1 protein-coding gene is annotated in these 241 nt (G+C 66.8%); it reads left to right on the plus strand.

The window, feature by feature from the left end; genetic code table 11:
* Positions 1 to 241: hypothetical protein (locus HMPREF0549_RS09955; RefSeq protein WP_003718011.1), on the plus strand; the 241-nt coding region annotated here is incomplete at both ends.

Raw genomic sequence — 241 nt, forward strand, 5'->3', positions numbered from 1 at the left:
ACGCTGACCGCGGCGCAATTGCTCTCGGACCAGGTGGCCACGCTCGACGATCCCAAAGTGCAGCGCCTGGCGCCGCGGCTGGTCATGACCCTGGACAAGGCCATCGGCTTTGCCCAATCGGTACTCGACTATGGCCGGGAGGCGGCCAAGCCGCCCCAGTTTACCCCCATTCCGCTCCGAGCCCTGGTGGAGGATGCCGGGTTCGAGGCGCGGGTCACCAATAATCCGCTCGTCGCCTTCG

The sequence above is a fragment of the Limosilactobacillus vaginalis DSM 5837 = ATCC 49540 genome (assembly GCF_000159435.1).
Lineage (GTDB): Bacteria > Bacillota > Bacilli > Lactobacillales > Lactobacillaceae > Limosilactobacillus > Limosilactobacillus vaginalis.